Below are 26,015 nucleotides of genomic sequence, written 5' to 3' on the forward strand. Positions count from 1 at the left end.
CAAGGAGGCCAAGATGGACTTGCGACTGAGACCCTATAAGGGAAAACGCCCGCAACTGGGCAAACGGGTGTATGTAGATCCCTGCGCGACACTGGTGGGCGATATCGAACTGGCCGACGACGCCAGCATCTGGCCCATGGTGGCGGCACGGGGGGATGTGAACCATATCCGCATCGGCGCCCGCAGCAACATTCAGGATGGCACCGTATTGCATCTGACCCGCAAGAGCGTCAGCAATCCGACCGGCTATCCGCTGCTGATCGGTGAAGATGTCACTGTGGGTCACAAGGCGATGCTGCACGGCTGCACCATAGGCAACCGGGTGCTGGTCGGCATGGGTGCCATTCTGCTTGATGGCGTCGTGGTTGAAGATGATGTGATGATCGGCGCAGGTTCACTGGTGCCACCGGGCAAGCGACTCGAATCGGGCTTTCTATATATAGGGAATCCCGTCAAACAGGCTCGTCCGCTCAAACCCGCCGAGATCGCCTTCCTCAAGACCTCGGCCGACAATTATGTGCTGCTCAAGGATGAGTATCTGCAAGAGACCTGATAGGGCTGGCAGAAACAGGAAGCCCGGCATGATGCCGGGCTTCGCTTCTTATATAGCTATCTATATAGCCGTGCAGAACGGCTGACCGGAAATCAGTGGGCCTGATCCCAGTTGTCGCCGGTACCCGCTTCAACCAGCAGCGGCACATGCAGTTCGGCAGCGGCCGACATCTTCTCCTTGATGATGGCGGTATACTCCTCCAGCTTCTCTTCGCGGATCTCGAACACCAGTTCATCGTGTACCTGCATCAGCATGCGGATCGACTCATCCCCGATACCGCGGATCCAGCTGTCCACGTTGATCATGGCGCGCTTGATGATATCGGCGGCCGTGCCCTGCATAGGCGCGTTGATGGCGGCCCGCTCGGCTGCCTTGCGCAGACCGGCGTTGCGGGACTTGATATCCGGCAGATAGAGGCGACGACCAAACAGGGTCTCGACATAACCCTGGGCTTCCGCCTGCTGGCGGGTACGCTCCATATACTCCAGCACGCCCGGGTAGCGTTCGAAGTAGAGATCCATGTACTTCTGCGCTTCGGCACGACCGATCCCCAGCTGCTTGGCCAAACCGAAGGCACTCATGCCGTAGATAAGACCGAAGTTGATCGCCTTGGCGCTGCGGCGCATGTCGGTGGTGACCGCATCGAGCGCTACACTGAATACCTCGGCGGCAGTCGCCTTGTGGATGTCCTTGCCCTCGGCAAAGGCGGTCAGCAACCCCTTGTCACCGGAGAGGTGCGCCATGATGCGCAGCTCGATCTGGGAGTAGTCCGCCGCCACCAGCTTGTAACCGGCGCTCGGAATAAAGGCCTGACGGATCCGGCGCCCCTGCTCGTTGCGCACCGGGATGTTCTGCAGGTTGGGATCAGATGATGACAAACGGCCCGTAGCCGCTACCGCCTGATGATAGGAGGTATGTACCCGCCCGGTCTGCGGCTTGATCATCAGCGGCAACTTGTCGGTGTAGGTGGACTTGAGCTTGGCCAGCCCACGATGCTCCATCAGCAGTTGCGGCAGCTCATAGGTCTCCGCCAGCTCGGCCAGCACCTCTTCTGCGGTGGACGGTGCCCCCTTCGGCGTCTTTTTGATGATCGGTAGGCCCAGCTTGGTGAAGAGGATCTCCCCAAGCTGCTTGGGTGAGGAGAGGTTGAACTCCTGTCCAGCCAGCTCATGGGCCTGCTTCTCCAGCTCCGCCAAGCGCAGCTCGATCTCCTGGCTCTGCTGGTGCAGCAACTTGGGATCGATAGTGGTGCCGAGCAACTCCATCCGCGCCAGCACTGGCAGCAGAGGCAGTTCGATCTCGCTGAATACCTTGGCGAGACCCGGCACGGCCTCCAGCTGACCCCACAGCGCCTGATGAAGACGCAGGGTGATATCGGCATCTTCCGCCGCATAGGGGGCGGCCTGCTCCAGCTCGATCTGGTTGAAGGTGAGCTGTTTCACCCCTTTGCCCGCAATATCTTCAAAGGAGGTGGTCTCAACCCCGAGGTAACGCTTGGCCAGCGAATCCATGTCGTGGCGACTGGCGGTGGAGTTGAGCACATAGGATTCGAGCATGGTGTCGTAGGCGATACCTTGCAGGTCGATGTCGTGGTTGAGCAGCACGTTGCGATCGTATTTGAGATTCTGCCCCACCTTGAGACGGGTCGGATCTTCCAGCAGCGGTTTGAGCTTGCCCAACACCACGGCCTCGCTCAGCTGTACCGGTGCCCCCAGATAGTCATGGCCAAACGGCACATAAGCAGCCTTGCCCGGCTCAACCGCGAAGGAGACCCCGACGATCCGCGCCTCCATATAGTCGAGACTGGTGGTTTCGGTATCGAAGGCAAACAGCGGTGCCGCTTTCAGCTGTTCCAGCCAGCCGTCAAACTCGGCTTCGTCCAGAATGCAGCGGTAGTCGGTTTCGATGGCGGCAACCGGAGCGGCGCTCTCATCGCCAGCCTCGTTCTGTCCGGCGCTCTCGCTGCCCTCTTCACCACCGGATTCCAGCTCCTTGATCAGGTTGCGCAGCTCGTATTCGCGATAGACCGCCAGCAGGGACTCCTTGTCGACCGGCTTGAGCAACAGCTCTTCCAGACTCTGTTCCAGCTCGACATCGGTCTTGATGGTCGCCAGTCGATAGGAGAGACGAACCTGCTCTTCCTGCTCGCGGAACTTGTCGGCGAACGCCTTGGAGCCTCGGAAGCCGAGGGCGGCCACCTTGTCCAGGTTGGCGGCAATCTCGTCGATACTGCCAATCCCCTGCAGCAGAGCCAGTGCAGTCTTCTCGCCGACACCGGTCATACCGGGAATGTTGTCGACCTTGTCACCCATCAGGGCCAGATAGTCGATGATGAGCTCGGGCGGTACGCCAAACTTCTCGATCACCCCTTCCCGATCGGTCTTCACATCTTTCATGGTGTCGATCAGGGTGACATGATCGGAGACCAGCTGCGCCATATCCTTGTCACCTGTACTGATCAGCACCGGTAGCTGCTTCTCGGTCGCCTGGCGGGCCAGGGTGCCGATCACGTCGTCGGCCTCCACCCCCTCCACCATCAGGAAGGGGAAACCCATCGCCTTGATCATCTGGTGGATCGGGGCAACCTGGCTGCGCAGATCGTCCGGCATGCTGGCGCGGGTCGCCTTGTACTCGGGATAGATGTCATCGCGGAAGGTCTTGCCCTTGGCATCAAACACCACGGCCACATGACAGTCAGGATATTGCTTGCGCAGGCTGCGCATCATGTTGGCCATGACACGGACGGCGCCGCTCGGCAAACCGGTCGATGTGCGCAGATCGGCCTGCTGGGAGGCGAAGAAGGCGCGGTAAAGATAAGAGGAGCCGTCGACCAGAATAAGGGGGTTGCTAGGGGCCATGAAATCGTCCTGCCAGAGATAAACAGCCGCTAGGATGCCACAGGGCCCCCCTCACACCAAGGGGCGCAGCAACAGCACACAGCGCCTGATAAAGGGACTCAATCTGTGGATAACTCTGTGTTCAAAAATGGGGCGCATCAGAGCGCACAGTGATAAAACTGTGCATAAGAATATAAAAATCCATTAAAAACAATGCTTTGAGATCGCAAAAACCGATCGTGAGACAGTTAGAATGATCTCGATCAATGTGGAAAAAGATTTAAGGGAGTAGGTACGGCAGGATCCAAAACGAAACAATCCTAGCACAGCAAGATGACTTGACCAGCGGAGGGCGAGCGATAACCATACAAAAGTACAACAATCCATCCTGGCTCACATTTTCAACAACGAGGAGTTTGCCATGAAAAAAGTGGCCGTGATTTTGAGTGGCTGCGGTGTCTTTGACGGGGCCGAAATCCACGAGGCCGTCATCAGCCTGCTGGCGTTGGCCCGTCAGGGAGCCGCCGTCCAGTGCTTCGCCCCGAACGTGGCGCAGCTCCATGTCATCAACCACCTGACCGGTGAAGTGAGCGAAGGGGAGAGCCGCAATGTGCTGGTCGAAGCGGCCCGTATCTGCCGTGGCCAGATCAAGGATGTGGCCGAGCTGGATGCGGTAGATTATGACGCCCTGCTGGTGCCCGGCGGCTTTGGCGCGGCCAAGAACCTGTGTGACTTCGCTATCAAAGGAGCCGAGTGCCAGATCCAGCCCGATGTGCTGAAAGCGTGTCAGAGCTTTGCCAACGCCAACAAACCGGCCGCCTATATCTGCATCGCCCCCGCCATGATCCCGCAGATCTATGGCGCCGGGACGCTGGCGACCATCGGCCATGACGAAGGCACCGCCAACGCCATCGAGGCGATGGGTGGCAGCCATCTCAACTGCCCGGTCAACGAATTCGTGGTGGATCAGGAGCGCAAGGTGATCTCCACTCCGGCCTACATGCTGGCCAACAACATAGTCGAAGCGGCAGACGGCATCGAGAAGACAGTCAAGCAGCTGCTGGCGCTATAATCCTCACCCAGCCAAAAACAGACGGGCCGCTCATGGAGCGGCCCGTTTTCAATTCTGCCTGAAGGCGATGAGTTAGATGGTTTCGCCCATTTGATCCATTTTACCCAGCAGGGCACGCAGACGCTCCTGCCATGCAGTGTGCTCGTTGCGCAGCTGATGGTTCTCGTCTTGCAGCTTGCTGTTCTGCTCTTTCAGCTCGTCCAGCTCCATCTTCAGCAGGGAGATGTTGTCGACAGCGGATTGTACTTTGGATTCGAGTTGCTCAAGGACTTCTAGTGACATATGCATACCTGTTTGTTCAATTGCGATGCCCCACAGAGGGCGATTCAAGCGCGTGAAGCCAGCATACCCCGAGCGCATCGGCACAAACAAGCCAGTGCGCTGTAAAATGCGCCTTCCATAGATGTATTGTCTAAATATGCGTCTATTTTTCTCGCATCCTGCGCCCGAGCCGCGACAACACACTGAACCGTGCGTAAAAGACCCCGCCGCCCGCGCATCATTTGCCCCCTCCTGACGGCGCCGCCGTTATCCATGCAAGGCGATATAAGCCCCCAGCAACAGACAGGCGACGACATACATCAGCAGGCCATAAAGCAGGTTCCAGCGCAGGATCAGCCCGGCACTGAGGTTGTAGCGGGAGGCCAGCGCCAGATTGGAGCCGGAGAGCGGACTGGTGCCGGTGGCAAGCCCCCATCCCAGCAGGAAACACATACCTAGCAGGCTGGGATCCGGCGCCAGCGGCCAGAGCAGCGGCGCCAGCCCGGAGATACTGATGAGCGGATGCACCCCAACGATGGCCACCAGCAGGATCAGCAGCAGAGTGAGGGATGCCTCAAGCCAGCCAAAGTGGTTGAACAGTGGCAGGCCATGACCGGCACCGAGATCGATGACCGACAGCGCGCTGTTGATGCCTGCCGCAAGCAAACCGGCCCCCAGAAACAGCACCAGCTGACCGCCGATGGCGGGAAAGCGTTCCACCACCTGCCGCTTGAGGGCCGCCTTGCGCCCGACCCTAGGCATAAAAAGCAGCGCCAGCAGCGGGGCCACCAGCGCGATCACCGCCAGAATGCCGAGCTGGGGCCAGACCTGCTTGATGAGCAGTACCAGCAGCGCCAGCGTGACCGGCAACCCCAGGGTCTGCAGCCGCAGCGGATAACCGGCAAAGTCGGCTACCCCGATCCGCTCCACCTGCCAGGCAGTCAGCCCCATCGCCAGCAAGGCGGCGAGGATTCCAAACGGCAGAATATGGGAGAGCTGCAAGCCCGGCGCATAGGTGAGCGCCACCGCCATGGCGACAAAGAAGGGTGACCAGAAGGCAGCGGCACAGAAGATCCGGCTCAGCACCATCACCTGACGCCGCTCCAGGGTGCCATTGCGCTCCAGCCGATCGCCGATGATGAACAGCACCGAGAGGTTGATGACCGCCCCCAGCAGATTGAGGCTGGCCATAGTGCTCCACAGCCCCTTGCGTCCGGTCCAGGAGGTGGTGCCGGTCAAGAGACCTGAGGTGGCGAGGTTGAGGGTGCTCACCGCGGCAAACATGGTGAGCATATTGATGTTGGGCAGCAGCCAGTCACCGGCGGTGAGGGTCGCGCCCTGCCACCAGGAGAAGAAGAGCAGCAACAGCGCCGCGCCATACAAGGCCAGCGCCTGCCGCTTGGCGGCCCCCACCAGCCAGGGCCAGGTGAGCAGTGATGCCCCCCAGGCCGCCATGGCCGCTGGCCAAGGGGAGAGTCCCAGATAGAGATGGAGCAGGTTGAGCAGCCACATCCCCAAAATCAGATAACCCGACCAGCGTTTGGCCATCGACTACTCCGGCCGGGAGATCAGAGACACTGATCCATATCCAGTGAAGGCTTGTCGCACTCCGGACGGCCGACGATCTTGGCGGGTACGCCAGCGACCGTGGTATGAGGCGGCACCGGGTTGATCACCACGCTGCCCGCGCCAATTTTGGCACCCACGCCCACTTCGATATTGCCGAGCACCTTGGCGCCCGCCCCTATCATCACCCCTTCGCGGATCTTGGGATGGCGATCACCGCTCTCCTTGCCGGTACCACCGAGGGTCACGCTCTGCAGGATGGAGACATCATCTTCAATCACCGCCGTCTCGCCCACCACTATGCCGGTGGCGTGGTCGAACATGATCCCCTTGCCGATACGGGCGGCCGGGTGCACATCCACCCCGAACACCACCGAGATCTGGTTTTGCAGATAAAGGGCCAGCGAGCGGCGCCCCTGACGCCACAGCCAGTTGGCGACCCGATAACCCTGCAGGGCATGGAACCCCTTGAGGTAGAGCAGCGGGGTGGAAAAGAGATCGACCGCCGGATCCCGCTCCTGCACGGCGCAGATGTCGGCCGCCACTACCGTCAGCAGCTCGGGCTCGCTGCGCAGGGCCAGCTCGATCACCTCGCGCAGGGCGATGGCGGGCATGGTGGCGCTGTCGAGTTTGTTGGCCAGCTGGAAGCTGAGGGCCGAACGCAGATTCTTGTGATTGAGAATGGTGGAGTGAAAGAAGCTGGCCAGCATCGGCTCCTGAGCCGCCATGCACTGTGCTTCTTGCTGAATTTTGTGCCAGGTTTTGGCAACCAGTTCATCCATGTTGCAGCCTACTGTTGTTCTGGGTGAGGGCTCTGTTGTTCTTTTGTCAGCACCGAGATGGGGTCCATGTGGATGATGACATCCATCCGCTCGAATGCCTGGCGCACGGCCAGCTCGGCTTCATCGGCGATCTGATGGGCCTTGACCAGGGGGATCTGATCATCCAGTTCCAGATGCAACTGTACGAATCGGGTCGGCCCGGATTGACGGGTACGCAGGTCATGAACGCCGTGTACCCCTTCTACGGCACAGCAGAGGGCCATTATTCTCGCTTGTTCTTCCGCTGGCAACTGACGATCGAGCAGGGCCTGCACCGACTCGTAGCCGATATGTCCCGCCCCCCACAGCAGGAACAACCCGATCAGGATGGCAAACAGGCCGTCAGCCCAATACCACCCCTGCCCCGCCAGCACCAGCGCCAGCAACACCCCGGCGTTGAGCAACAGATCGGAGCGGTAGTGCAGCATGTCGGCCTTGATGGCAACGCTGTTGGTCTTGCGAATGACAAAGCTCTGGAAGCTGACGAGCAGCAGGGTCAGCACGATGGAGCCACCACTGACCCAGAGGCCCGCCTCCAGCCGCTCGATGGGTGCCTGCTTGAGCAGCGACGAGATGCCGTGCATCACCAGCAACAAAGCGGAACCGGAGATAAAGGCCGACTGGATGAGCCCAGCCAGCGATTCGGCCTTGCCGTGGCCAAAGCGGTGCTCGTCATCGGCAGGGGCCAGCGCATATCGGATGGCCAGCAGGTTGATGATGGAGGCGCTCACATCCATGAAGGAGTCAGTCAGGGATGCCAGCAAGGTTGATGAATCTGTCATCAGCCAGGCGATCAGTTTGCCGATGATGAGCAGGGTGGCGGTCGTGACGGCCGCCATGCTGGCAAAGGTAACCCAACGGGAATATTGTTGATGGCTCAAAACCGGCTTTCCTCTGGCGATGAAAAACTTATTATACCCTGACCCCGGCGTCAGTTTGGCGCGAAAATCTGCGGAATAACACCCGATGAACAGAATACTCCTGGTCGACGACGATCTTGAATTGACCCAGTTGCTCACCGAAATTCTGACCCTGGAGGGATTTCAGGTCACGGTCGCCGAGGATGGTGAAGAGGGGCTGCAACGACTGGCAGAGCAGAGCTTCAATCTGGTGCTGCTCGATGTGATGATGCCCAAACTCAACGGCTTCGCCATGCTGGCCAAGCTGCGCAAGACCCATGAAACACCGGTACTGATGCTGACCGCCCGTGGCGACAGCCAGGATCGGGTCAACGGTCTTGAGGCGGGGGCCGACGACTATCTGGCCAAGCCTTTCGATGACCGGGAGCTGCTGGCCCGGGTGCGCGCCATCCTGCGCCGTACCCAGAGCGCCCCGCCCCAGCGCGGCAACTCCTCCGACGAAGTCAGCTTTATGGACATAGTGCTGCAACCCGGCCTGCAGCAGGCCCGCTGCGGTGAGCAGCTGCTGGAGCTGACCGCCACCGAGTTCGGCCTGCTGGAGTGCCTGCTGCGCAACCCTGGCCAGATCGTCAGCAAGAGTCACCTCTCCGAGCAGGTGCTCGGCAAGAAGCTGGAACCCTTCGATCGCGCCATCGACATGCACCTGAGCAACCTGCGCAAGAAGCTGCCGGACCGCAGTGATGGCCAGCCCCGCTTCAAAACCGTACGGGGGCGCGGTTACCTGTGGCTAGAGCAAGAATAAAGAGTACCAGCTCCCTCAACGGCATATCGACCCACATCTTCCTCTGGTTCTGGTTCATGCTGCTGGTGATGCTGGCCGCCGTGATCAGCCTGCCCACTCTGGATCCTCGCAACCAGATCCCGCTGCCGACCCATGAGGCGGTGCGAATGCAGAAAAATGTGCAGGCCCTGCTCAACGCTGCCGATCCGAATCAGGATTTCGATCTGGCCAAAACGATGGACAAGATCGCCATGCTCCCGGTGGACAATGTCTACCTGCGCGACGAGAGGGGGCAGATCCAGTCCACCACCCATCCGCGCAAGTTTGTGGTGCGCTTTATGGTGGACGCCGATGACCCGGCCAAACCCATGCTGGGCAACGAGGATCGCAAGGCGATCGCTGGTCCCTTCCTGATGGAGCACCGCGGCCATCGCTATCACGTCTATTTCGGCCTCAATGCCGAGAACCCCTACCTGTTCCTGTTCATACAGGTGCTGGATCACCCGATCCGCATTCTGGGCATCTCGATGCTGGTCAGCACCCCGCTCTGCCTGCTGCTCGCCTGGCGGCTGACCCGCCCCATCCTGCAGTTGCAGAAATCGGTCTCCCAACTGGCGGCTGGCAATCTGGAGGTACAGATCCCCAACCTGGGACGGGGCGACGAGATCGGCCAGCTGGCGGATAACGTCAGCCGCATGGTGGAGACACTCAAGAGCATGATCCAGAAGCAGAAACAGCTGCTTTCCGATATCTCCCACGAGCTCCGCAGCCCCCTCACCCGGATGCAACTGGCGCAGGCGCTGATCCGCCGCAAGCAGGGTGACAGCGCCGAGCTGGCTCGGATCGAATCGGAGATCGGACGCCTGGACAAGCTGATCGGCGATCTGCTGGATCTGTCGCGAGTGCAGCAGCATGTGGAGGCGCCGGTGGTACATCCGCTGGCCGACCTGCTGGAACCCATCCTCGAAGATGCCATGTTCGAAGCGAATCAGAGTGGCAAACAGCTCAGACTGCCGCCGCTACCCGCAGAGTCGATCCAGATGTGGCCCGAGCTGCTGGCCCGGGCCGTGGAGAACCCCCTGCGCAATGCCCTCAAATATGCCCGCGAGTTCATCAAGGTGGACTGGTATCGGGAGGGACTGGAGTGGGTGATGACCATTCGGGATGACGGCCCCGGCGTGCCTGACGAGCAGCAGGCGCTGCTGTTCCAGCCCTTCTTCCGGGTGGATGATGCCCGCAACGCCAAAACTGGCGGTACCGGGCTGGGGCTGGCCATCGCCTCGGAGGCAATACAGCGCCACGGCGGCACCATTGCGGCCAGCAACAATCACCCGACCGGGCTGACCATCACCATCCGCTTGCCCATCGCCTGATCCTTTTCATCCGGACGGGCGCTGGGTATGCTGGCGCCCCTTCTTGGCTTTACATCTCTTTGCAGGAGCTCGTCATGCTCGATATCGTCCTCTACCAGCCGGAAATTCCGCCCAACACCGGCAATATCATCCGGCTTTGCGCCAATACCGGTTACCGGCTCCATCTGATCGAGCCGCTGGGATTTGAGTGGGATGACAAGCGGGTAAAGAGGGCGGGACTCGACTATCACGAGTTTGCCGAGGTGAAGCGCTGGCCGAGCTATGAGGCCTTTCTGGCCGCCGTGGCGCCCAAGCGGGTGTTTGCCTGCACCACCAAGGGCCGCACCGCGCACTCGGCAGCACAATATGCCCTTGGCGACGCCCTGCTGTTTGGCCCGGAGAGTCGCGGCCTGCCCATCGAGATCATCGAGAGTCTGCCATTCGAGCAGCGGCTACGCATCCCTATGGTGCCCCAGAGCCGCAGCATGAACCTATCCAACGCGGTGTCTGTCTTTGTCTACGAGAGCTGGCGCCAGCTCGGCTACGACGGTGCCATGTAAGCGCCACCGATGATCAGTGGCGGGCGTCGAGCAGATGCCCGCTGCGCTCCAGCCGCCAGCAAGTGACCCCCAGCGACAGACCGCGCCCCACCATCAGCGCCGCCATCGCCGCCCATAACGCGGCCACGCCCCACGACTGACAGAGCCACCAGATCGGGAAGAAGCCGCCAAACGCGGCCAGCAACATGCTGTTGCGCATCTCCCGCGCCCGGGTCGCTCCGATAAATACGCCATCCAGCAGGAAGCACCAGACCGCCAGCAAGGGCATGGCGATCAGCCAGGGAAGCTGACGATGTGCCTCCGCCATCACGGCCGGAATGTCGGTGATATAGCCGATAAGGTGGGCACCAAAGAGGGCAAACACCAGGGTAAAACCACTGGCAATGAGGGCGGCCCAGCCCAGATTGAGCACTATGGCCTCCCGCAGTTTCTGCCGATCCCTCAGGCCGATGGCCCGCCCCACCATGGCCTCCACCGCGTAGGCAAAGCCATCGAGCCCGTAGGAGATGAGCATCAGGAAGTTGAGCAACACCGCATTGGCGGCCACCGCCACATCCCCCAACCGTGCCCCTTGCAGAGTCATGAAGGCGAAACAGAGCTGCAAACAGAGGGAGCGCAGGAAGATATCGCGGTTGAGGCCGAGCAGCCGCACCATGGGCGCAAGCTGCCGCCAGCGCTGCCAACCATCCTGCCACACCGTCGGCGCCAGTTGCCGCAGCTGACGGCGTACCAGCCAGATACCGACTGCCAGCGCGCAGTAGTCCGCCATGACCGAGGCCGCCGCCACACCCCGCACCTGCCAGCCGAGTCCCAGCACAAACAGGGCATCGAGCGCCATGTTGACCAGATTGGTGAGGATCAGCATCACCATGGGGCTGCGGGCATCCTGCATCCCCAACAGCCAGCCCATGACCACCAGATTGCAGAGCGCCGCCGGGGCACTCCAGATCCGCACCGCCACATATTGGCCCGCATAAAGCTGCACCTCGGGCGAGCCGCCACTCAGGGCGATCAGTCGTGGCAACAGGGGGAAGAGCAACAACAGCAGCGCCAGGCCGAGAGCAATGGCCAGCCCCAGCGCCCGCAGCAGGGTATCGAGCTGGGCACGACCGTCGGCGGCGCCGAGCGCCTGCGCCGTCAGGCCGGTGGTCGACATCCGCAAAAAACCGAGCAGCCAGAAGATGAGGTTGATCAGGGTCGCACCGACCGAGACGCCCCCCAGAAACCAGGCCTGACCGAGATGACCGATCACCCAGGTGTCCACCAGCCCCAGCAAGGGGGTGGTGATATTGGAGAAAACCATGGGCAGGGCGAGCGCAAAGACGGCGCGGTGGCGAGAGGGATCTCGCCACCAGGGGGCAACAGCTGGGGTCACGCTCAGTTGCCTGTCAGCTTCAGGATGCGGGAGAAGTCAGAGAGCATGGTGGCCATCTGCACCCGTGGCACCTGACCCGGCGCCACTTGCGGGCGGAACACCGCCTGCAGCTTGCCATTGGGATTGATGAGCACGATGGAGGCGGAGTGATCGATCAGGTAATCCTTCTCCCCCTGATTGGCGATGGAGTAGATAAGCCCCAGATTGCGCACGAACGGGAACAGCTTGTCGTGGGGGGCAGTGGCCGCCTTGAACTCGGGATTGAAGAAGGCGGTATAGGTCTTGAGGCGTGGAATGTCGTCACGCTGGGGATCCGCCGAGATAAACACCACCTGACTGTCGGGCGCCATCTTCTTCAGCTGGTCATAGACGGAACGCATATCTGCCAGGGTGGTGGGGCAGATATCGGGGCAGAAGGTGTAGCCGACAAACAGGAAGGTCCAGTGCCCCTTCAGGTTGGCAGGAGTGAACGGCTGGTTGTCCGCATCGGTAAAGGCGAAATCGTTGATATCCCGCCCCGCCGGATAGTAGTCGGCCTGTTCAGGCTGCTCTGGCTGCGTGGCGTAGAACACCAGGATCAGGCAGGCTGTCAGCAGCAGAAAGAGCAGGGGATAGCGGAGCTTCATCATAACAAGAGACCCTTTCAGTTCGAGACAGATGGCCAGCAGTGACCGGACAAGAGGGGGGCATTGTACCCCAGCGAACCGCCAAGGTGGGTCAACCTTGTGCAGCACCCTCTCGGGAGTCGACCATTTGGCATAATTAATCGCCAGTTGCGGCCATAAAAAAACCGGCCCCCTCGGGTGCCGGTTATGGGTGGATTTGTTTGTCTCTTATGCTCAGGGGCGAGCGTTACGCCCCTGCTGCAACATCTTGCCGATGGCCCGCACGCCGATGGGAATAACGGGCGCCAGCCAGCCCTCTTCCCCCTGGCGATCACCGTGACCCCGTTTGAACAGCAGCACCAGACGCACCACCTTCTCTTTCGGGCATCCCAGCCAGAGCGTCCAGTGCGAACCACGATGGTGCAGCCAGAGACCGTAAAACCAGGTCATCCGGCTACCTTTGACAAAACGGGTGATTGACGATTCCGCTGGCGCAGCCCCAGCCTCTGAATCCCATGGCGATCTTGATGCCATACCAGTCCTCCTTGACCGACAGGTCATGTTGCTTCGTCGGCCTGAACTGGGAACAGGCCCGTCACGACTATCTGCAACCATTACGAGTGGTCCCCTTTGCCTGACAAGGCTCGGGATCTCCCCACTCCCCCTTCATATCCCGTGAAGGTGTACTGCCCGATTCTCGTTGTTACCGGCCCTCCCGTCCTGCGCATTGCGATGGTCAGAGGGAGGCGCCAAGCCCAGTCTCGGCGACAGGGCACTGATCTGAGCATATATCTGAAATGGATGATTGGTAGCCGGTCGCGCAGGACAAAAATGCCGCCACCGATGATCTGTTTGATATGACAAGGAAAGTGCGCCAGAAACAGCACGGCCTCCCGAAGGAGGCCGTGTGACAAACGCAGTTGGCGGGCATGATTACATCCAGTCGGCGTTGCGGATCACCCCGACAGCCAGTCCTTCGATGGTGAGCTGCTGGCAGGAAAGATCCACCTCGATGGGGGAGAGCTCTTCATTTTCCGGCAGCAGCCATACCTGACTGCCCTTGCGCTGGAAGCGCTTGACGGTGACATCCTCATCGAGACGAGCCACCACCACCTGACCGTTGCGCACCTCCTGAGTCTTGTGCACCGCCAGCAGGTCGCCATCCAGGATGCCGATGTTCTTCATGCTCATCCCCTGCACCCGTAGCAGAAAATCTGCCCGCGGATGGAACAGGGCGGGATCCACCTGATAGTGGCTCTCGATATGCTCCTGCGCCAGGATAGGTTCACCGGCAGCCACCTTGCCAATCAGGGGCAGGCCGCTCTCTTCCTGCACCTCTTCCTCCTCTTCAAGCAGCAGGCGGATGCCGCGGGACGTGCCCGGCATGATCTCGATGACCCCTTTTTTGGCCAGGGCCTTCAGATGTTCTTCGGCCGCATTGGCCGACTTGAAACCAAGCTTCTGGGCAATCTCGGCGCGAGTCGGCGGCATGCCGGTTTCGCTCATATTCGCCTTGATCAACTCCAGCACTTCGGCCTGGCGGGGAGTAAGGGGTTTCATAGAATGGGCACCTGTCTTTTTATACAGCACACTGGCAGTATATACAGTGCAGTGACCAAGGCAAGGCAGAGCTGACATTTGTCGCGACAAACCGCTCATTTATCGCTGTTTTGATCCTGCGCAGCTGACTCATCGTACCTCTCGGCGACAAGGGGCCGCCGATTTGCTATGCTCACGCCGCATTTTTTTGGAGAGCAGACGCACATGTCCCTAGGACAGAAGATTTCCAGAGCCATCTTGCAATGGCCGGTCAGCGGCTTGGTCAATCACAAGAGCCTGCCGGAAAATCCCATCACAGAACTCAATCTGGATCCGGCCAGACCCATCGTCTACGCCCTGAAGACCAGTTCGATCACTGACCTGATGACCCTGCAGCAGTGCTGTGAGGATCTCGGTCTGCCCGGCCCCTTCACCCCGCTGGAACTTAACGGCCAGCTGCTGCCGCGCTATGTCTGTCTGGATCGTCCGCCTCCCCTGTTTGGCAAACGCAGCAAACCGCTCCCCTTCCTGCAGGAGTTCCACCAGCTGCTGGATCTGCACAAGCAGGATCCCGAACTCGATATCCAGGTGGTGCCCGTCACCCTGTTCTGGGGCCGCGCCCCGGGTCGGGAAGGCGAAGAGGCATCCGGCCTCAACATCATCAGCAGTCTGGCGCCGAACAGGCTGAAGAAAGCGCTCATCGTGATCCTCAAAGGTCGCGAGAATCTGGTGCGCTTCTCGCCGCCGCTCTCCCTGCGCTACATGGCGGACAAACATGGCACCGACGAAGGGATCGCCCACAAACTGGCGCGGGTGGCTCGTACCCATTTCAGCCGCCAGCAGCTGGCCGCCACCGGCCCGAAACTGCCGAACCGCCACCTGCTGTTCAAACAGCTGCTCGACTCCGAAGTGATCCAGCAGGCGATTGAAGAGGAGGCCCAGCGCGAAGGGATCAGCCTCGAGAAAGCCAAGAAGCGGGCTCACGGCTATATGGACGAGATCGCCTCCGACTTCTCCTATCGGCTGATCCGTCTCGGCGAGAGCTTCCTCGGCTGGCTGTGGAACAAACTCTACCGCGGGCTCTCCGTCAACGGCGCCGAGAAGGTACGCCAGCTGGCACAGGAGGGGCACGAGATCGTCTACGTTCCCTGCCACCGCAGCCACATGGATTACCTGCTGCTCTCCTACGTCATCTACCACCAGGGGATGGTGCCGCCCCATATCGCGGCGGGCATCAACCTCAACTTCTGGCCGGCGGGCCCGATTTTCCGCCACGGCGGCGCCTTCTTCATCCGCCGCACCTTCAAGGGCAACCCGCTCTACAGCACGGTATTTCGTGAATACCTCAACCTGCTGTTTGCCAAGGGTTACTCGGTGGAGTTCTTCACCGAGGGTGGCCGCTCCCGTACCGGTCGCCTGCTACCGCCCAAGACCGGCATGCTGGCGATGACCCTGCAGGCGATGATGCGCGGGCTGGACAGACCGGTCACTCTGGTGCCCGTCTATCTCGGTTACGAGCACGTGATGGAGGTGAACACCTACCACAACGAGCTCAAGGGCAGCCGCAAGGAGAAAGAGAGCTTCCTGCAGGTGCTCGGCATCCTGCGCAAGCTGCGCAACTACGGCCGCGGCTTCGTCAACTTCGGCGAACCGCTGACCCTCAACAGCTACCTGAGCGAGCATATTCCCGACTGGAAACAGCACATCGGGGAAGAGGAGCGTCCGGAGTGGATGGCGGGTACCGTCAACGAGCTGGCCGAGCTGCTGATGACTCGCATCAACGGGGCTGCCGCGGTCAATGGCCTGACCCTGAGCGCGCTGGCACTGCTGGCCGCCGAGCGCCACGCCCTGACCCGCGACGAGTTGCAGGCCCAGCTCAACACCTATCTGGATCTGCTCAAGCAGGTGCCCTACAGCCCGCACAGCACCATGCCGGCCGAAGATGCCGCCACCCTGCTGGATCAGGCGATGGAGCTCAACAAGTTCGAGGTGAGCGAGGACAAGCTGGGCCAGATCATCAGTCTCGACCGCTATCAGGCGATCCTGCTGACCTACTACCGCAACAACATCCTCCACCTGTTCGCCATGCCCTCGCTGGTAGCAGCCCTGATCGAGCGTTGCGAAGGGATCTCACACAGCGAGCTGCTGGCCCGCTGCATCGACATCTATCCGCTGCTCAAGACCGAGCTGTTCCTGCGCTACGAAGAGGATGAGCTGCCGGCGCTGGCCGACAGCCTGCTCGACGCTCTGCAAACCCAGCAACTGATCGAGACCCGCGATGACGGCTACTGGGTCAATCCGGCCAACCAGATGCGCCTGCTGCTGCTGGCTGAGAGCATTCAGGAGACCCTGCAACGCTACGCCATCGTGCTGACCCGGGTGTTGGCCCAGCCCCATATCGAGGCGGAGCAGCTGGAGGCGGATGGCCTGATGATGGCAGAGCGCCTCGGCACCCTGCACGGCATCAACGCCCCCGAGTTCTTCGACCAGAAGCTGTTCAGCACCCTGATCCACACGCTGCGCAAGGAGGGCTACCTCTCCCCCGAGTGCAAGCCGGATCTCGGCCGCTTCCAGGCGCTGGCCGACAACATAGTGCCGCTGCTGAGCAACAAGATCCGCCGTACCATTCAGGCAGGCAATCAGCTCTGATCTGCAACACAAACAAAGAAGGCCGCATCATGCGGCCTTCTTTTTATCCAGTTTTACTCGGGGCGCAATCACGCCAGCAGGTAGTCAAGCACCAGACCGGCAAACACCAGCGCCCCCACATAGTTGTTGTTGAGAAACGCCTGGAAGCAGGCTTCCCGCTGCCGCTCGCGAATGAGCCGCTGCTGATAGACAAACAGCACCGCCGCTCCCAGCAATCCCCAGTAATACCAGCCCCCCAGCGTCATCAGTTGCCCGACCGCCAGCAACAGCAGCAGCGTCGAGAGTTGCAGTGCGCCGATGATCCGCTTGTCGTAACGACCAAACAGGATGGCGCTGGATTTGAGGCCGATCTTGAGGTCGTCATCTCGATCCACCATGGCGTACTGGGTGTCGTAAGCCACGGTCCAGAGCAGGTTGGCGAAGAAGAGCAGCCAGGCCACCAGCGGCAGGGCATCCGCCTGCGCCGCATAGGCCATCGGGATCGACCAGGAGAAGGCCATCCCGAGCACCAGCTGGGGATTGGAGATAAAGCGCTTCATGAAGGGGTAGCTCACTGCCAGCAGCAGGGCGACAAACGACAGGCCGATGGTGAGCGGATTCATGGTCAGCACCAGACCAAACGAAATAAGCGCCAGCACGAAGAAGAGCGCCAGCACCTCCCACGGCTTGACTCTGCCCGTGGGCAAGGGGCGTCCAGCGGTGCGTTTGACATGACCGTCGAAGTTGCGATCCGCATAGTCGTTGATCACGCACCCTGCCGAGCGCATCAGAAAGACGCCGACCACAAACACGGTCAGCACCCAGAGATTGGGCAGGCCACCGGCGGCCAGCCAGAGCGCCCACAGGGTTGGCCACAGCAGCAGCAGAGTGCCTATGGGTTTGTCGACGCGGGCCAACTGCATATAGGCAAGTCCCCGCTCCTTGGTTAACAGATTCACTCCAGCTCCTTGTCACAGACGAGAGAGGGCAGAAACAGCTCGTGCACCAGCAGTGGCCACTGCCCCAGAAACAGACGGGAACGACGCCCCCAGACAGTGGCGGCCGGGCAACGGGGATTGGCGGCAATATCGAAACGGGCCAGCTGCAGGTGATCGCGGCGGGCAGGCTCATGGCCAAATACCCGTTCACCCAGCGGCTGCTCGCCAAGCTCTGCAATGCCGCTCCCTTGCAGTGCGTCATCGGCAAACAGGGTCCAGCCCAGCACGGCGGGCCCACGATCCCCGTGCAGGATCACCTCGCGGCAGGTACCGGCCGGCGAGGCCGAATCCACCAGCCACTGCTCATCGGCAGTAAGGGCGACCGGGTGATTGCCCAGCCACTCCACCGAAAAGTGGCGATTGTGCTGACGCAGCCGCCGTGTCATGGAGCCGGACTCCAGCAGCCAGGGGCGCAAGTTGGCGGGCAATTCACAACATTCGGGGGCCAGCCACCCGCTTAACGGCGTGAGAGGAACAGTCAACTCGGACTTCACAGCTTCACCATCCAGAGATTTCCGTGTTCAGGTTAAAATCCGGTTTATTATCCGTAAATCAATAGCGAAATGTAAGAACATCCGTGCTTGACGGCCCCGATGGCAACATCAAAAATGGGTTATCTCTTGCTGATGAGCCATCTATATGAAGATCTTCAAAATTCTGCTGGTGTTGTTACTGAGCTGTGGTGCGCTGCATGTACAAGCCTCATCCGAAGAAGAGCCGCCCGCAGAGGGAGAAGAAGCAGCCGCAGCCGCCAAGCCGGGCTTTTCCTACCACGCGCTCGACCCCGACATCATCACCAACTACCTGAGCAACGGCAAAACCCTCGGTTATGTCCGAGTCACGGTGGAGCTAATGGCGGAAAACGAAGCCGACCTCAAGCTGCTGGAGCAGCATGACCCGCTGATCCGAGATACCATCATTCGTTTGATGGGCAGCAAGAGCGCCGAGCAGATCAAATCCCTGGTCAGCCGTGAAGAGTTGCGCAAGGAGTGCGAAACCAAGGTCAACGAACTGCTAGTCAAAGAGACTGGCAAGAAAGCGGTGCGCGAGCTCATCTTCACCAAGTTCCTTTACCAGTAATCCCTCCCGAAACAATCGCTTATTGGCATAACGGCCAATAAGCGAGCTTTACCGATTCACTCGAAATGAAAATCGATTACAATACGGCCGTCGAGTCTTAGAGGTAGTCGTTATGGGCAGCAAGACCCTGTGTGAGTGGCGTCGCCACGAGATCCCCACTGATCTCAAAGCGTTGCGCAAAATTGTTCGCAAGCCGAAATTCGTCTGCGGCAAGTGCGCCCGCAGCGCCAATGACAAGGGTTACCTCTGCCAGCCACTCCGCTTGAAAGAGGAGTAACCCCTCACGGTCAGTGCACTATTGATCGGTCCAACCCTGTCGTCCCTGCTCGAACAATCTGCGCGCCTGGGTATCGTTCGGGCAGACACCGCGATACTCCTCGCCTGAGCGGCCAGCCAAATAGAGATGCTCGGGGCGGCAATACCATGCCAATCCCTTCTGATGTCCCTGCTTCCACAGTTCGGTATCCACCTTCTTGCCACACTGGCCCTGATGGAACTCAACCCGTTCGGTGGTGAAGCCCAGCTTGCCGTCAGCCTCCCCCACTTCGCTCCACACCTTCTCGCAAGGGTCATCGTTGGAGACACAGCCCCCCAGCAGGGCCGCCAGCAATATGATGGAAAGTCGCATAGTCATCCTTGAGTGTCGTTTGAGCTGTTCATTCTTGACCAGCCAGGGGATGACCACAAGCAACTTGCATCCCCCCTGTGAGCGCACCAAAAAAATCAGGCGGGCACAATGCCCGCCTGTTCATTCAATGCTATGGATCACGGGTTGTTGAAGGGGTCATCGAAGGGATCATCGTCCTGCCAGCCTTCTTCTTCCCACTGATCCAGCTCTTCTTCCCAGGAATCCGGCTCCCAATCATCATCAGAGGAGTCGTAATCCGGCTTGTGTCCACCCATCTTCACTCTCCTTGGATAGTTCACCCGCACTCCAATTTTATCCGGAATTGTCGGGCTCGCCAGTCAGAGGAAGTTCAAAGTTTGACCAAGGTGCGGCCGGCGATCTGGCCTTGCGTGATGGCCTCGGCGGCCTCCACTACCTGCTCCAGCCCAATCTCGGTGACCGCCTGTTCAAAGAAGCTGGCAGGCAGATCCCGTGCCAGTCGCTGCCACGCCAGTTGACGACGTTCAAACGGGCACATCACCGAATCGACCCCCTGCAACCGCACGTTGCGCAGGATAAAGGGCATCACACTGGTCGGCAGATCGAAACCGCCCGCCAGCCCACAAGCTGCCACAGCGCCGCCATAGTTCATCTGGGCCAGCAGCTTGGCCAGCACCTGACTGCCGACGGTATCGATGGCAGCGGCCCAAAGCTGCTTCTCCAGCGGTTTGGCAGGCACCTGCAGCTCGCTGCGCGGCACGATGCGGCTGGCACCCAGTGCGGTCAGCATGGCGCCCTGCTCTTCGGGACGACCGGTCAGCGCCGCCACCTGATAGCCAAGGGCCGCCAGCAGGGCGACCGAGGTGGCCCCCACACCGCCTGCCGCGCCGGTGACCAGCACCTCGCCACTTGCGGGAGTAATACCCGCCTCTTCCAGCGCCAGCACGCAGAGCATGGCGGTGAGACCGGCGGTACCGATGCACATGGCCTGGCGCTCATCCAGCCCGGCGGGCAATGGCACCAGCCAGTCCCCCTTGACCCGCGCCTGTTCGGCCATGCCGCCCCAGTGCCCTTCGCCCACGCCCCAACCGGTCAGCACCACCTTGTCGCCGGGCTGATAGCGGCTGTCGGCAGACTCGAGCACGGTACCGGCGAAGTCGATACCGGGCACCAGCGGCCACTGACGCACAATCTTGCCCTTGCCGGTTATGGCCAACCCATCCTTGTAGTTGATCGAGCTGTAAGCGACCGCCACCCGCACTTCACCTTCCGGCAACTGGCTCTCGGTCAGCCGAGTCAGAGTCGGAACAGTCTTGCCGTCTTGGTTTTCCAGTAACAGAGCCTTGAACATGGTTGCCTCTTTGATGACGTGTGAAACGGGGATCAGCTGCTTTGACGCTTTTGCAGTTGAAAATCGAGAGCCAGAGCAGTGCCCATCATGGGTTCAGTCGTTCTCCAGCGCGGTGAGACAATGAGAGAGGGTGCGCGCCAGCGCCCCCTGATTGCGCAGCACCACGGCGCGGGCCTGCTCGCCCATCTCGCGGCGGGCGTTGCCGTCGGCAAACAACTGGCTCACCTGCTCGCCCAGCTCGGCGGCATCGGCCACGATGGCGGCGCCACCCTGAGCCACCAGCTGGCGGGTGATGTCGCTGAAGTTGAAGTAGGCGGGGCCGGTCAGGCAGGGCTTGCCGAGGGCTGCCGGCTCCAGCAGGTTGTGACCGCCAATCTTCACCAGACTGCCACCAACGAAGGCCACATCGGCCGCCGCCAGCATCAGCGGCAGCTCGCCCATGGTATCGCCGAGATAGACCTTATCCTGTGCTCCAACCGCGGCATGACTGGTGCGCCGCACGCAGCCGTAAGGGGCACACAGCTCGGCCACCCGGTCGAACCGCTCGGGGTGGCGCGGCACCAGAATGAGCAGCGCGTCGGGCTGGCGTTTGAGCAGCAGATCGAAGGCGGCCAGCACCTGCTCGTCCTCACCCTGATGGGTGCTGGCGGCGATCCAGACCGGCCGCTCGGCGCCCAGCTGCTGGCGCAGGGCGCGCCCCTTAGCCTGCACCTCGTCACCAAACTGGATATCGAACTTGATGGAGCCGGTCACCGCCAGCCGCGAACGATCGATGCCGAGGTGGGCGAAGCGGTCGGCGTCATCCTGATGCTGACAGAGCAGATGGGTCAGCGGCCGGCTCAGGGCATCGAAGGCGCCGTGGAAGCGGGCATAACGCTGGCAGGAACGCTCGGAAAGACGGGCGTTGATGATGGTCACCGGCAGGTGGCGCGCCTCACAGGCGGCCAGCCAGTTCGGCCAGAGCTCGGTCTCCATCACCCAGAGCGCGCGCGGCTTGAAGGTGTCGAGAAAGGCGGCAATGGCCCAGGGGTAGTCGAGCGGCGCGTAGCGATGGATCACCAGATCCCCCAGCCTGGCAGCCTGATCGGCGCCGGTGCGGGTGGTGGTGGTGAGCAGGATCGGCAGATCGGGCCGCTCCGCCTTGAGGGCGCGAATGAGCGGCGTGATGGCCAGCGTCTCCCCCACGCTCACCGCATGGATCCAGAGCGGCGCCTCCTGTCCGGTGGCGGGCAGCCGCCCGAGATGCTCGGCCCAGCGCTTGCCAAAGCCTGGCTTGCCTTTCTTCGGCTTGTAGAGGGCCAGCAGCGCCAGCGGCAATCCCAGATGGATCAGCAGGTTGTAGAGCAGACGGTAGGGCATCTTACTGACTCTGCTCCAGCTTCTTGCAGGCATCGACCACCTGCTCCGGCGCCAGATCGATCAGGCACTTGAGATGGCCGAACTTGCAGGTGCGCTTGAAGCAGGGGCGGCACTCGATGTCGGTGTGAACGATCTCGACCCGATCCGCCAGCGGCGGGGTGTAGAGCGGCGAGGTGGAGCCATAGACGCCCACCAGCGGCCGGTTGAGGGCGGCAGCGATGTGCATCAGGCCGGAGTCGTTGGAGATGACCCGGCTGGCCAGCGCCATCAGATCGATCGCCTCGTGCAGGCTGGTCTTGCCCGCCAGCACGTGGCAGTTGGGGCGAGTTAGCAGGTTGACCCGATCCCGGATGGTATTGGCTACCGGGACATCCTTGTTGGAGCCGAAGATCCACACCTGCCACCCTTCGTCCAGATGCTGCTGGGCCACCACGGCATAGTGCCCCTCCGGCCAGCGCTTGGCCGGGCCAAACTCGGCACCGGGGCAGAGCACCAGCACCGGGCGAGCGCGATCCAGTCCCAGCCGCTCCAGCGCCTTGCTCTGGTTGATCAAATCGACGTGGAGAGCCGGGTGCGGAATGGTCGGGATATCGGCCCGGCTCTTCATCTGCGCCTTGGGATAAGCGAGCGCCAGATAGCCCTCCACCATCAGCGGGAAGGCGGACTTGTTGCTGCGCAGGTCATTGAGCAGACCGTAGCGGCTCTCGCCCTTCCAGCCGGTACGGACCGGAATGCGGGCAAACCAGGGGATCAGCGCCGACTTCATGGAGTTGGGCTGGACGATGGCCTGATCGTACTTCTCCGCCGCCAGCTGCTTGCCGAGGCGGCGGCGCGCCACCAGCTTGAAGTCACCGTGGCCGAGGGGCATGGTGATCGCCTTGTCCACCTCCGGCATCCGCTCCAGCAGGGCGCAGCACCAGGCGGGGGCCATCACGTGCAGTTCACACTCCGGATGGTTGGCCTTGATCGCCTTGTAGAGGCTCTGGGACATCACCATATCGCCGACCCAGGAGGGGCCGATCACCAATATTTTCATCACGCGTCTTCTCTCGGGTCTGGCCCGGCGGTTAATCATCACTGGGCGAGATTATGCCCCAAGAATGGTCGGATAAATAACAGAAGATCCTTGGCAAACGCTGCCGTCACCCCATTTTTCCAGCAGTGCCCCGCTTCCAACCGGACGAGACGAGACAGGCAAACAGCTGATAGAAACGGGCAATGGCGGCTCTCTCTTTGACCCGTTTTTCCGTTAGAATGGCCCATCAATACGCATTCGACCCGCCAGCCGGGCAATAACCGTGAGCCCACATTCGTGAAAAAACCGACTCTGGCTGCCGTTCTTATCGTCAAGAATGAAGCCGACAACCTGCGCAAGTGCCTCGCCTCCCTCGACGGACTGGTGGACGAGATCGTCATTCTGGACTCTGGCAGTCAGGACGAAACCCCGGCCATCGCCGCCGAATTTGGTGCCCGTTTCTTCGTCAATGCCAAGTGGCCCGGCTTTGGCAAACAGCGCAGACTGGCCCAGTCCCATGTGCAGTCCGACTGGGTGCTGTGGCTGGATGCCGACGAGCGGCTCACCCCCGAGCTGAAAACCGCCATCGCTAACGTGATGGCCAATCCGGCCAGCGACACCATCTACTCGCTGCCGCGCCTCTCCTGGGTGTTTGGCCGCTTTATCCGCCACAGCGGCTGGTATCCGGATCGGGTGCTGCGCCTCTATCCCAAGGCGCTCACCAGCTACAACGAGGCGCTGGTGCACGAAAAGGTGGAAGTACGGGCCAACATGAAGATCGTCAATATTCATGGCGACCTGCTCCACTTCACCTATCGGGATCTGGAGCACTATCTGGTCAAATCGGCCGGTTATGCCCGCGCCTGGGCCGACCAGCGCACCGCTCGCGGCAAGAAGGGCTCCCTCAGTCAGGGGCTGATGCACGCCGTCGGCTGCTTCATCAAGATGTACCTGCTCAAGGCGGGCTTCCTCGATGGCAAGCAGGGGTTGCTGCTGGCGATCCTCTCCGCCCACTCCACCTTCGTCAAATACGCCGACCTCTGGGTGCGCCAGCAGCAGCAGCCGGAATAACCGTCATACTAAACAGGGCCCCGCGGGGCCCTGTTTGCATTGCTGCATACGTTATTTGCGCCAGAAAGGCGCCGCCCAGCGGGCCATCTCCGGCACCATGGCCTTGGGATCGAGCTGGCTCATATCCTCCGGGTGATCGCTGTCCTCCGGAGGGCTGAAGGCGAGGTGACGCCCTTCGCTGTTGAGGGGCTTCCAGCGCAGCGGGGTGGCGGAGCGGCGCATCGGGAAGAAACCGATGGTCGGCACATCGAGCGCACCGGCGATATGGAGCGGGCCGGTACTGCCGGCGATAAACAGGGCTGCGTTGGCCAACACCTGACAGAACATCGGCAAACCGTCGCTGGAGCGGTAGATCCAGCCGTTGCCGCCGTGGGCCAGCAGCTCGGCCGCCAGCTGTTCGGCCATCTTCTCCTCGCCCGGGCCTGCGGTCAGCACGCACTGCAGCTCGGGGCAGGCCTGATTGAGCTTGATGATGATGCGGGCGTACTGCTCGATGGAGAGGTTGTTAGCCGAGCCACCGCTGCCGGCGTGTACCATCAGCCAGGGGCGGCTGGCATCAAGCTTGAGCTTGAGTGCCAACTGCTCGCGCACCTGTAGCAGGGTCTCGTCATCGAACTGCAGGAAGGGGGTCTGGGGCTCCACCACGGCCACCTGCTGATCGGCCAGGAAGCGGCGGATCAGCTCCAGATTGTACTCGGACTCCGGCTTCTGGGAGCGGGAGCGGCGCTGCACCAGTCGCTGGTTGTAGAGCACCTGCGCCAGCTTGGTCGCCGGCGCCAGCCGGTAAGGGATATGTGCCTTCCACACCAGCATGGCGTTGCGGGAGTTGGAGAAGAGGCAGATGGACGCGTCGAACGCCGCCGCCTTGATCCGCGCCAGCAGCGCTCGCTGTTGCTCCTTGTCGGCCCGCACGCCCGGATCGATGATCACCTCGTCAATCCAGGGGCAGAGCCGGGCCAGCGGCGCCGTGTAGGCCGGAACCAGGGCAGTCACATGACACTCCATGGAACCTTTGAGCATGGCGAAACTCGGCCACGCCAGCATGAAGTCACCAATCTTGTCATTGCGAACGACCAGAATACGTTTCATAAAAAATCCCTTTGCTCCCTGTCACCAATGCAGGGAGGCTTGATGCGCGATGGCGTATTCTTGCCTGATGCACTGCTATTCTCAAGCGACGACCTTATAATGCGACCAAATTTCCAGGTTGCAGGACCGCAAAGATGACTACCAGGGTGATCTATCCCGGGACGTTTGATCCCGTTACCAATGGCCACGCCGATCTCATCGGCCGCGCCGCCAAGCTGTTTGACGAGGTGGTGGTCGGTGTCGCCAACAGCCCGAGCAAGCGACCTCTGTTCGATCTGGCAGAACGTGTCCAGCTTGTCCAGCAAGTGACCAGCACGCTTCCCAACGTCAAGGTGGTGGGCTTCTCCGGTCTGCTGGTCGATTTCGCCAAAGAGCATCAGGCCAACGTGCTGATCCGCGGCCTGCGCGCCGTCTCCGACTTCGAGTACGAGTTTCAGCTGGCCAATATGAACCGCCGCCTGATGCCTGAGCTGGAAAGCGTCTTCCTCACCCCGGCCGAGGAGAACTCCTTTATCTCCTCCACCCTGGTGAAAGAGGTGGCGCTGCACGGTGGCGACATCCGCCAGTTTGTCGACCCCGTGGTGGCCCAAGCCATCGCCGCCAAACAGAAAGGGTGATCCCCTTCCACACTGGCC

General features: G+C 61.1%; 27 protein-coding genes. 10 read left to right on the top strand and 17 right to left on the bottom strand.

The window, feature by feature from the left end; genetic code table 11:
- Positions 1-13 precede the first annotated feature (13 nt).
- Complete coding sequence (locus G5533_RS19690) at positions 14-553, top strand: gamma carbonic anhydrase family protein (protein WP_058057072.1); 540 nt, start codon at positions 14-16, stop codon at positions 551-553.
- Between the two features lie 92 nt (positions 554-645).
- Here G5533_RS19690 and polA read toward each other — a convergent pair whose 3' ends face one another.
- Positions 646-3,411 carry a DNA polymerase I gene (gene polA / locus G5533_RS19695; protein ID WP_421207254.1) on the bottom strand — a complete coding sequence of 922 codons (2,766 nt, stop codon included), beginning with the start codon at positions 3,409-3,411 and terminating at the stop codon, positions 646-648.
- A 400-nt stretch (positions 3,412-3,811) separates the two neighbouring features.
- On the opposite strand from polA, the gene elbB reads away from it, so the two are divergent.
- Positions 3,812-4,462 carry an isoprenoid biosynthesis glyoxalase ElbB gene (gene elbB / locus G5533_RS19700; RefSeq protein WP_421255861.1) on the top strand — a complete coding sequence of 217 codons (651 nt, stop codon included), beginning with the start codon at positions 3,812-3,814 and terminating at the stop codon, positions 4,460-4,462.
- A 72-nt stretch (positions 4,463-4,534) separates the two neighbouring features.
- On the opposite strand, the gene G5533_RS19705 is transcribed toward elbB, so the two are convergent.
- The 4 genes from G5533_RS19705 to fieF form a co-directional block, all read right to left on the bottom strand.
- A complete protein-coding gene (locus tag G5533_RS19705; RefSeq protein WP_005339554.1) occupies positions 4,535-4,744 on the bottom strand; it encodes a cell division protein ZapB in 210 nt (69 codons plus the stop codon).
- Positions 4,745-4,990: 246 nt separating this feature from the next.
- Positions 4,991-6,271 carry a hypothetical protein gene (locus G5533_RS19710; RefSeq protein ID WP_421310180.1) on the bottom strand — a complete coding sequence of 427 codons (1,281 nt, stop codon included), beginning with the start codon at positions 6,269-6,271 and terminating at the stop codon, positions 4,991-4,993.
- 20 nt (positions 6,272-6,291) lie between these two features.
- A complete protein-coding gene (gene cysE, locus G5533_RS19715) occupies positions 6,292-7,071 on the bottom strand; it encodes a serine O-acetyltransferase (RefSeq protein ID WP_019446522.1) in 780 nt (259 codons plus the stop codon).
- Positions 7,072-7,079: 8 nt separating this feature from the next.
- Positions 7,080-7,991 (bottom strand): cation efflux pump FieF, encoded by a 912-nt coding sequence (gene fieF / locus G5533_RS19720; protein ID WP_216952360.1) that lies wholly within the window; start codon positions 7,989-7,991, stop codon positions 7,080-7,082.
- 85 nt (positions 7,992-8,076) lie between these two features.
- Between fieF and G5533_RS19725 the strand changes: the two genes are divergently transcribed.
- The 3 genes from G5533_RS19725 (at position 8,077) to trmL (ending at position 10,663) form a co-directional block, all read left to right on the top strand.
- On the top strand, positions 8,077-8,772 hold the full coding sequence (locus tag G5533_RS19725) for a response regulator (protein ID WP_421310178.1): 696 nt from the start codon (positions 8,077-8,079) through the stop codon (positions 8,770-8,772).
- Complete coding sequence (locus tag G5533_RS19730) at positions 8,754-10,124, top strand: ATP-binding protein (protein ID WP_410170594.1); 1,371 nt, start codon at positions 8,754-8,756, stop codon at positions 10,122-10,124. The genes G5533_RS19725 and G5533_RS19730 overlap by 19 nt, the downstream gene beginning before the upstream one ends.
- Positions 10,125-10,198: 74 nt before the next feature.
- Positions 10,199-10,663: a tRNA (uridine(34)/cytosine(34)/5-carboxymethylaminomethyluridine(34)-2'-O)-methyltransferase TrmL gene (gene trmL, locus G5533_RS19735; protein WP_005339545.1), complete on the top strand. Its 465-nt coding sequence runs from the start codon at positions 10,199-10,201 to the stop codon at positions 10,661-10,663.
- A gap of 13 nt (positions 10,664-10,676) precedes the next feature.
- Here trmL and dinF read toward each other — a convergent pair whose 3' ends face one another.
- The 4 genes from dinF to lexA all read right to left on the bottom strand — a co-directional run bounded on the left by dinF (position 10,677) and on the right by lexA (position 14,203).
- Entirely contained in the window at positions 10,677-12,038 is a 1,362-nt protein-coding gene (dinF, locus tag G5533_RS19740; protein ID WP_421310175.1) for an MATE family efflux transporter DinF, read from the bottom strand.
- A gap of 2 nt (positions 12,039-12,040) precedes the next feature.
- Complete coding sequence (locus G5533_RS19745; RefSeq protein ID WP_047434095.1) at positions 12,041-12,667, bottom strand: SCO family protein; 627 nt, start codon at positions 12,665-12,667, stop codon at positions 12,041-12,043.
- A gap of 210 nt (positions 12,668-12,877) precedes the next feature.
- Positions 12,878-13,093 carry a hypothetical protein gene (locus G5533_RS19750; RefSeq protein WP_019446524.1) on the bottom strand — a complete coding sequence of 72 codons (216 nt, stop codon included), beginning with the start codon at positions 13,091-13,093 and terminating at the stop codon, positions 12,878-12,880.
- A gap of 483 nt (positions 13,094-13,576) precedes the next feature.
- Positions 13,577-14,203 carry a transcriptional repressor LexA gene (lexA, locus tag G5533_RS19755; RefSeq protein WP_421310174.1) on the bottom strand — a complete coding sequence of 209 codons (627 nt, stop codon included), beginning with the start codon at positions 14,201-14,203 and terminating at the stop codon, positions 13,577-13,579.
- A gap of 204 nt (positions 14,204-14,407) precedes the next feature.
- Here lexA and plsB point away from each other — a divergent pair, with 204 nt between their 5' ends.
- Entirely contained in the window at positions 14,408-16,831 is a 2,424-nt protein-coding gene (plsB, locus tag G5533_RS19760; protein ID WP_441255235.1) for a glycerol-3-phosphate 1-O-acyltransferase PlsB, read from the top strand.
- Positions 16,832-16,899: 68 nt separating this feature from the next.
- Here plsB and ubiA read toward each other — a convergent pair whose 3' ends face one another.
- The gene (gene ubiA / locus G5533_RS19765; protein ID WP_005339536.1) at positions 16,900-17,769 is read right to left on the bottom strand and encodes a 4-hydroxybenzoate octaprenyltransferase; all 870 of its coding nucleotides are present in this window, start codon (positions 17,767-17,769) and stop codon (positions 16,900-16,902) included.
- Complete coding sequence (locus tag G5533_RS19770) at positions 17,766-18,302, bottom strand: chorismate--pyruvate lyase family protein (RefSeq protein WP_421207245.1); 537 nt, start codon at positions 18,300-18,302, stop codon at positions 17,766-17,768. The genes ubiA and G5533_RS19770 overlap by 4 nt, the downstream gene beginning before the upstream one ends.
- A gap of 145 nt (positions 18,303-18,447) precedes the next feature.
- Between G5533_RS19770 and G5533_RS19775 the strand changes: the two genes are divergently transcribed.
- Together G5533_RS19775 and G5533_RS19780 are read left to right on the top strand one after the other, a co-directional pair.
- Positions 18,448-18,888, top strand: a complete 441-nt coding sequence (locus tag G5533_RS19775; RefSeq protein WP_216952370.1) for a flagellar basal body-associated FliL family protein — start codon at positions 18,448-18,450, stop codon at positions 18,886-18,888.
- Between the two features lie 112 nt (positions 18,889-19,000).
- Positions 19,001-19,165 (top strand): hypothetical protein, encoded by a 165-nt coding sequence (locus tag G5533_RS19780; RefSeq protein ID WP_098971330.1) that lies wholly within the window; start codon positions 19,001-19,003, stop codon positions 19,163-19,165.
- Between the two features lie 18 nt (positions 19,166-19,183).
- Here G5533_RS19780 and G5533_RS19785 read toward each other — a convergent pair whose 3' ends face one another.
- From G5533_RS19785 to waaF, 5 genes are all read right to left on the bottom strand, one after another.
- Positions 19,184-19,516 (bottom strand): DUF2799 domain-containing protein, encoded by a 333-nt coding sequence (locus G5533_RS19785; protein ID WP_216952374.1) that lies wholly within the window; start codon positions 19,514-19,516, stop codon positions 19,184-19,186.
- A gap of 137 nt (positions 19,517-19,653) precedes the next feature.
- Positions 19,654-19,791, bottom strand: a complete 138-nt coding sequence (locus G5533_RS19790; protein WP_216952376.1) for a hypothetical protein — start codon at positions 19,789-19,791, stop codon at positions 19,654-19,656.
- 74 nt (positions 19,792-19,865) lie between these two features.
- A complete protein-coding gene (gene acuI, locus G5533_RS19795; protein ID WP_421255863.1) occupies positions 19,866-20,846 on the bottom strand; it encodes an acrylyl-CoA reductase (NADPH) in 981 nt (326 codons plus the stop codon).
- Positions 20,847-20,939: 93 nt separating this feature from the next.
- Positions 20,940-22,205 (bottom strand): lipid IV(A) 3-deoxy-D-manno-octulosonic acid transferase, encoded by a 1,266-nt coding sequence (gene waaA, locus G5533_RS19800; protein ID WP_421310171.1) that lies wholly within the window; start codon positions 22,203-22,205, stop codon positions 20,940-20,942.
- A 1-nt stretch (position 22,206) separates the two neighbouring features.
- Positions 22,207-23,241 (bottom strand): lipopolysaccharide heptosyltransferase II, encoded by a 1,035-nt coding sequence (waaF, locus tag G5533_RS19805; RefSeq protein ID WP_005339516.1) that lies wholly within the window; start codon positions 23,239-23,241, stop codon positions 22,207-22,209.
- Positions 23,242-23,517: 276 nt separating this feature from the next.
- Between waaF and G5533_RS19810 the strand changes: the two genes are divergently transcribed.
- Positions 23,518-24,291: a glycosyltransferase family 2 protein gene (locus G5533_RS19810; RefSeq protein WP_441255236.1), complete on the top strand. Its 774-nt coding sequence runs from the start codon at positions 23,518-23,520 to the stop codon at positions 24,289-24,291.
- Between the two features lie 51 nt (positions 24,292-24,342).
- Here the strand turns inward: G5533_RS19810 and G5533_RS19815 are convergent, their stop codons facing one another.
- Entirely contained in the window at positions 24,343-25,380 is a 1,038-nt protein-coding gene (locus G5533_RS19815) for a glycosyltransferase family 9 protein (protein ID WP_441255237.1), read from the bottom strand.
- A 134-nt stretch (positions 25,381-25,514) separates the two neighbouring features.
- Here G5533_RS19815 and coaD point away from each other — a divergent pair, with 134 nt between their 5' ends.
- Positions 25,515-25,997, top strand: a complete 483-nt coding sequence (coaD, locus tag G5533_RS19820; protein ID WP_040069411.1) for a pantetheine-phosphate adenylyltransferase — start codon at positions 25,515-25,517, stop codon at positions 25,995-25,997.
- Positions 25,998-26,015: the final 18 nt, after the last annotated feature.

Source organism: Aeromonas sp. A600620, assembly GCF_029479985.1.
Classification (GTDB): domain Bacteria; phylum Pseudomonadota; class Gammaproteobacteria; order Enterobacterales; family Aeromonadaceae; genus Aeromonas; species Aeromonas veronii_A.

Bases quoted from the DNA above. Each gene is read 5' to 3' on its own strand.
- waaA (WP_421310171.1), bottom strand. From the start codon at position 22,205: ATGCCCTACCGTCTGCTCTACAACCTGCTGATCCATCTGGGATTGCCG.
- G5533_RS19815 (WP_441255237.1), bottom strand. From the start codon at position 25,380: ATGAAACGTATTCTGGTCGTTCGCAATGACAAGATTGGTGACTTCATG.
- acuI (WP_421255863.1), bottom strand. From the start codon at position 20,846: ATGTTCAAGGCTCTGTTACTGGAAAACCAAGACGGCAAGACTGTTCCG.
- lexA (WP_421310174.1), bottom strand. From the start codon at position 14,203: ATGAAACCCCTTACTCCCCGCCAGGCCGAAGTGCTGGAGTTGATCAAG.
- elbB (WP_421255861.1), top strand. From the start codon at position 3,812: ATGAAAAAAGTGGCCGTGATTTTGAGTGGCTGCGGTGTCTTTGACGGG.
- G5533_RS19775 (WP_216952370.1), top strand. From the start codon at position 18,448: ATGAAGATCTTCAAAATTCTGCTGGTGTTGTTACTGAGCTGTGGTGCG.
- coaD (WP_040069411.1), top strand. From the start codon at position 25,515: ATGACTACCAGGGTGATCTATCCCGGGACGTTTGATCCCGTTACCAAT.
- cysE (WP_019446522.1), bottom strand. From the start codon at position 7,071: ATGGATGAACTGGTTGCCAAAACCTGGCACAAAATTCAGCAAGAAGCA.
- G5533_RS19745 (WP_047434095.1), bottom strand. From the start codon at position 12,667: ATGATGAAGCTCCGCTATCCCCTGCTCTTTCTGCTGCTGACAGCCTGC.
- G5533_RS19690 (WP_058057072.1), top strand. From the start codon at position 14: ATGGACTTGCGACTGAGACCCTATAAGGGAAAACGCCCGCAACTGGGC.
- plsB (WP_441255235.1), top strand. From the start codon at position 14,408: ATGTCCCTAGGACAGAAGATTTCCAGAGCCATCTTGCAATGGCCGGTC.
- G5533_RS19710 (WP_421310180.1), bottom strand. From the start codon at position 6,271: ATGGCCAAACGCTGGTCGGGTTATCTGATTTTGGGGATGTGGCTGCTC.
- G5533_RS19790 (WP_216952376.1), bottom strand. From the start codon at position 19,791: ATGGGTGGACACAAGCCGGATTACGACTCCTCTGATGATGATTGGGAG.
- waaF (WP_005339516.1), bottom strand. From the start codon at position 23,241: ATGAAAATATTGGTGATCGGCCCCTCCTGGGTCGGCGATATGGTGATG.
- G5533_RS19780 (WP_098971330.1), top strand. From the start codon at position 19,001: ATGGGCAGCAAGACCCTGTGTGAGTGGCGTCGCCACGAGATCCCCACT.
- G5533_RS19705 (WP_005339554.1), bottom strand. From the start codon at position 4,744: ATGTCACTAGAAGTCCTTGAGCAACTCGAATCCAAAGTACAATCCGCT.
- G5533_RS19750 (WP_019446524.1), bottom strand. From the start codon at position 13,093: ATGACCTGGTTTTACGGTCTCTGGCTGCACCATCGTGGTTCGCACTGG.
- trmL (WP_005339545.1), top strand. From the start codon at position 10,199: ATGCTCGATATCGTCCTCTACCAGCCGGAAATTCCGCCCAACACCGGC.
- G5533_RS19785 (WP_216952374.1), bottom strand. From the start codon at position 19,516: ATGCGACTTTCCATCATATTGCTGGCGGCCCTGCTGGGGGGCTGTGTC.
- G5533_RS19725 (WP_421310178.1), top strand. From the start codon at position 8,077: ATGAACAGAATACTCCTGGTCGACGACGATCTTGAATTGACCCAGTTG.
- polA (WP_421207254.1), bottom strand. From the start codon at position 3,411: ATGGCCCCTAGCAACCCCCTTATTCTGGTCGACGGCTCCTCTTATCTT.